This window comes from Nitratireductor rhodophyticola, from assembly GCF_019891355.1.
Lineage (GTDB): Bacteria > Pseudomonadota > Alphaproteobacteria > Rhizobiales > Rhizobiaceae > Nitratireductor > Nitratireductor rhodophyticola.
Genome location: NZ_JAHSSF010000008.1, coordinates 1 through 4660 on the forward strand (window position 1 = coordinate 1; position 4660 = coordinate 4660).

Annotated in this window: 5 protein-coding genes; all 5 read left to right on the plus strand. The window is 64.7% G+C overall.

Annotation, left to right across the window (positions count from 1 at the left end; genetic code table 11):
- Positions 1-2084 (plus strand): ParB/RepB/Spo0J family partition protein (locus KUG85_RS20960; protein ID WP_223006753.1); only part of this gene is annotated, 2084 nt, incomplete at its 5' end.
- Positions 2085-2267: 183 nt separating this feature from the next.
- Positions 2268-2684, plus strand: a complete 417-nt coding sequence (locus KUG85_RS20965) for a hypothetical protein (protein WP_223006754.1) — start codon at positions 2268-2270, stop codon at positions 2682-2684.
- Between the two features lie 77 nt (positions 2685-2761).
- Positions 2762-3016, plus strand: a complete 255-nt coding sequence (locus tag KUG85_RS20970) for a FitA-like ribbon-helix-helix domain-containing protein (protein WP_223006755.1) — start codon at positions 2762-2764, stop codon at positions 3014-3016.
- Positions 3013-3435 (plus strand): type II toxin-antitoxin system VapC family toxin, encoded by a 423-nt coding sequence (locus KUG85_RS20975; RefSeq protein WP_223006756.1) that lies wholly within the window; start codon positions 3013-3015, stop codon positions 3433-3435. Before KUG85_RS20970 ends, KUG85_RS20975 begins: the two co-directional genes overlap by 4 nt.
- A 770-nt stretch (positions 3436-4205) precedes the next feature.
- Positions 4206-4523, plus strand: a complete 318-nt coding sequence (locus tag KUG85_RS20980) for a DUF736 domain-containing protein (RefSeq protein WP_223006757.1) — start codon at positions 4206-4208, stop codon at positions 4521-4523.
- Positions 4524-4660: the final 137 nt, after the last annotated feature.

Genomic DNA, 4660 nt, shown 5'->3' on the forward strand with positions numbered 1-4660 from the left:
CGACGAAGACACAGACCCCAACCGCTCCCGAACATGGCGAAACGGTTTTCATCCCGCTCAACAAGCTCAAGAAGCACCCGCAAAACGCCCGGAAGACCCCGCACAGCGAGGCGTCCATCGAGGCGAAGGCGGCGAGCATCGCCGCCAAGGGCATCCTGCAAAATCTGGTGGTGGAGCCGGAACTTGACGCGGAGGGCGAGCCGACCGGCTGCTATCTGGTCAGCGTCGGCGAAGGCCGCAGGCTGGCGCAGTTGCTGCGCGCCAAGCGGAAGGAGATCAAGCGGACCGAGCCGATCCGCTGCGTCATCGACACGGCGAACGATCCCGCCGAGATCAGCCTTGACGAGAACGTGACCCGCGAAGACCTGCACCCCGCCGACCAGTTCGAGCGCTTCCGCGAGCTTGCGGAAACGCGCGGATGGGGCGCGGAGGAAATCGCCGCCCGGTTCGGCGTCACCGCGCATGTCGTGAAGCAGCGGCTTCGCCTTGGCGCGGTCAGCCCCAAGCTGATGCAGGTCTATCGTGACGGCGATCTGACCTTGCATCAATTGATGGCTTTCGCCTTCACCGAGGACCATGCCCGGCAGGAACAGGTTTACGAAAGCCTGTCCTATAACCGCGAGCCGTGGATCATCCGCCGCGACCTGGCCGCCAGCAACGTGGCAGCGACCGACCGGCGCGCAATCCTTGTCGGTGCGGAAGCCTATTCGGAGGCGGGCGGCACCATCATCCGCGACCTGTTCACCGAGGATCGCGGCGGCTTCTATGAAGATGCCGCGTTGCTCGATCGGCTGGCCCTCGACAAGCTGGAAAGTATTGCGGCGCAAGTTCAGGAGGCCGAGGGCTGGAAATGGGTTTCGACTCATATCGACTGGCCCCACGCCCATGGCCTGCGCCGCACCTATCCGCAGCCGGTCGAGCTTTCGGAGGCAGACGAAACCGACTACTACGCTGCGCAGGAGGAACTTGAACGCCTGTCGGCGGAATGGGAGGATGCTGACGTGGACCTGCCGCCTGAAGTGGATCAGCGCTTCGCGGAGCTTGAAGCCGAGATCGAGCGCATCGACGCCAAGCGTTATGCCTATGAGGCCGACGAGATCGCGCGCGGTGGCGTGTTCGTGGTTCTGAACCATGACGGGGAAGCCCGCATCGAGCGCGGGTTCATCCGGCTCGAAGACGAAGCCCCGGAACCGGAGGAACCCGAAGCGGAGGACGGCAGCACCGTGGTCGACGGGGTGCGCGTCAACGCCGATGGCGAAGTCATGGACGGCGACGACCATCCCGTTTCCGGCCATGAGCCGGAGGACGAGGAAGCGGAGGAAGACGGCAAGCCGCTGTCGGACTCGCTCATCCGCGACCTGACCGCGCATCGCACCCTTGCCCTGCGTCTCGCCCTTGGCGAGCGGCCGGACATAGCCTTGGTCGCTGTAACCCATGCGCTTGCCGCGCAGACCTTCTATCGCGGCGGCGGGGATGCCCATTGCCTCGAAATCCGCCCGACGAGCGGCTACCTCGCCAGCCATGCGGACGGGATCGAGGACACGGCGGCGGCGAAGGGGTTGGAGGATCGCCATGCCGGATGGGCGGCGGACATGCCTCGCGACGTGGCAAGCCTTTGGGGCTTCATCGCCGGGCTGGAACATGCCAGCGTCATGGCCCTGTTTGCCCATTGTGCTTCGCTGACCGTCAATGCCGTCAAGCAGCCGTGGGAGGCCCACAAGCGCCATGCCCTTGCCACCGCCGACAGGCTGGCGACGGCGGTTGCGCTCGACATGACGGCGCACTGGACGCCCACGGTTCGCGCCTATCTCGGGCGCGTCACCAAGGCGCATATCCTCGCCACCGTGCGCGATTCCCTTGGCGACGAGGCAGCGGAGCGGATCGCGGACAGGAAGAAGCCGGAAATGGCGGAGGCCGCCGAGCAACTTCTGGCCGGAACCGGCTGGCTTCCGCCTGTGCTGCGCACCGAGCAGCCCGCATGGCTGGCCGACGAGCAGCGGGAAGTCTCTGCCGCCGAGGACGTGCCGGAGGTCGAGAGCGCCGAGGCCACGGAGGACGAGGCTTTCCCCGTCGCGGCGGAATGAAAGGCGGGCCGGGATCGCGCAAGCGGTCCCGGTCTTCCACCCCCAAAAATCGCGGCCGCGCGGCTTCCGCGCGTGGCCGGATGACCTCGACATATTGGAACGACAGCGGCACCATAAAGATGTGCGGCGACAATGTTGACGACTGCACGAAAGGCGGTGCTGGAAAGTCAAAGGAAAGAGATCATGGTCGCCGTCATGTTCATGAGCTTTGCGCTGATCGCGCTTCTCTGCGTTCTCGCCTATACGCTCGCAATCTACGCGCTGCCCTTTTTCGTTGGGCTGGCCGCCGCGCAATTCGCCTGGCAGACCGGCTCCGGGCTGATAGGCGCGGGACTGGTCGGGCTGTTCTCCGCTGGTGTCGCCTTCGGCGTCATGGCCGGGCTGTTCGAAACGTTCCGCACCCCCGTCATCCGCCTGATCGTGGCGATTGTCTTCGCCGCGCCCGCCGCCGTGGCGGGCTATGCGCTGGTCCATGGCATCACCAAGGAGGCCGTGCCGTCGGAAATCTGGCGGCAAATCTTCTGCATTGTCGGCGGCGGATGCGTCGGCATAGCGGCAGGGATGCGACTGGCGGCTGGCGTCGGCCAGCCCGTCCGATAACGGGGCACACCTTGCCATTTGATGGCATATTGCCTATATTGCTATCGCAGCTATCACTTGACCGGAGACGCCATCAGATGCCCGCCGTCACCATTCGCAATCTCTCGGACGAGATCCACCGCGCCATCAAGGTGCGTGCGGCCCAGCATGGCCGCAGCGCCGAGGCGGAAATGCGCGACATTCTGGAATCGGCGGTTCGTCCCGCCGAGCGCCTGCGCCTCGGTTCGGCCCTGTCGGCGTTGAGCCGCAAGACCGGGCTGACCAATGCCGATTTCGGGGCGTTGGAACAAGCCCGCGACAAGACGCCCGCCGTGCCGATGAGCTTTGAATGATCGTTCTGGATACGAATGTCGTCTCCGAGGCAATGAAGCCGGAGCCAGACCCCACCGTGCGCGACTGGTTGGACGAACAGGCGGCTGAAACCCTCTACATCTCCAGCGTGACTGTCGCGGAACTCCTGTTCGGCATCGGCGCGCTGCCGGATGGACGGCGCAAGCAGAAGCTCGCCGCCACGCTCGACGGGATGCTCCCGCTGTTCGAGGGCAGAATCCTCGCCTTCGATACCGATGCCGCGCGTCACTATGCCGATCTTGCAGTTGCGGCCCGCAAGGCGGGCAAGGGCTTTCCAACGCCGGACGGCTATATAGCCGCTATCGCAACCGCCCACGGTTTCACGGTTGCGACACGCGATGCCAGCGCCTTCGACGCGGCAGGCGTTCCGGTCATCGACCCCTGGACTGCCCAGCACTGAACGGCAGGACGCTTCGCGTTTTGATAAGGTAGAGAGAGACGTGGGCGTTGCCCTTCGGGCCGGGCTTTCGGCTGCGCCGGAACCACGCCCATAGCGCGTTTCCGCCAGTCGGCTTCAATCCCTAACGCAAGGGGGCGGCGGCGTCCATCTCGCGGCAAGCCCCACACGGATAAACGGGAGCAATCCGGGGCGTCGATCCCGGTCGCCACGGCAAGCCCATAAGATCGGGCTTTTCGCCCGCTTCGACTGGCAAACGGGTCAGCGCCGGGAATCTCGAACCATCCACCTGGCCGCGCATGGCGCAAGGCCCCGCAAGCGATCTTCCCGCCACACCTGACACAGTGGCATCCGCGAAGGTCAGACAAGACCACACCCGCTATCGCCCTCGCTGGTGAGAGGTGAATAGCCTTGCCGGTCGGATCAGCAAAGACCGCAGCCAATGAACCCGCATAGAGTCCCCGGTCCCGGCGAGGCGCAGGACGGCCGCCATTGCCGTATTCCACGCGATTTCCTGTTGTGGGCGCTCCATTCGCGTCCTCGATCTGGCAAGGTCTGACCGAAGACCGGCTTCGCCTCGCTCGTCTTCCCGCAACGTCCGCCGCCAGCTTTTTTCCGCCGCCTTCGGCTTTGCAGCGCGAAACAAAAAAGCTGTCGCCGGCCGCCTTCCACGGTGTTCCAGCCCCAAAAGGGGTGCGGGGCCGATCGTCCCCGGTCTCACGACCGCCATCGAGGTCGCAATGGTGCGGCCCGACAGGAAAAGGAATTCGACAATGGCGACCATCGGCACCTTCACCAAGAACGAGAACGGCGCGGGCTTCACCGGCGCGGTCAAAACCCTGACCCTCAATGTCAAAGCAAAGTTCACCGTCACCGAGGGCGATAGCGAACGCGGCCCCGACTTCCGCATCTTCGCCGGCGCCACCGAGTTCGGCGCGGCTTGGAAGAAGATCGCCCGCGAGACGCAGCGTGAATACCTCTCCGTCAAGCTGGACGATCCGAGCTTCCCGGCCCCAATCTACGCCAGTCTGGTCGAAGCTGAGGACGGAAAGTCCCACAACCTCATCTGGTCCCGCCGCAACGGCGACTAAGACCCAAGCCCGAGATCGCCCCGCTCATCCGAGCGGGGCTTCTTTTTGCTCATGGCCGCCGCCGCTTAAGAAACAAGGAGATCGAGATACACGGCTTTCCGGTTTTCAGGCTTTGCGTATCCCGATCAGATCTTCTC

Excerpts from the sequence above, each read along its gene's own strand:
- KUG85_RS20970 (WP_223006755.1), top strand. The coding sequence starts at position 2,762 with ATGCCCGCCGTCACCATTCGCAATCTCTCGGACGAGATCCACCGCGCC.
- KUG85_RS20980 (WP_223006757.1), top strand. The coding sequence starts at position 4,206 with ATGGCGACCATCGGCACCTTCACCAAGAACGAGAACGGCGCGGGCTTC.
- KUG85_RS20965 (WP_223006754.1), top strand. The coding sequence starts at position 2,268 with ATGGTCGCCGTCATGTTCATGAGCTTTGCGCTGATCGCGCTTCTCTGC.
- KUG85_RS20975 (WP_223006756.1), top strand. The coding sequence starts at position 3,013 with ATGATCGTTCTGGATACGAATGTCGTCTCCGAGGCAATGAAGCCGGAG.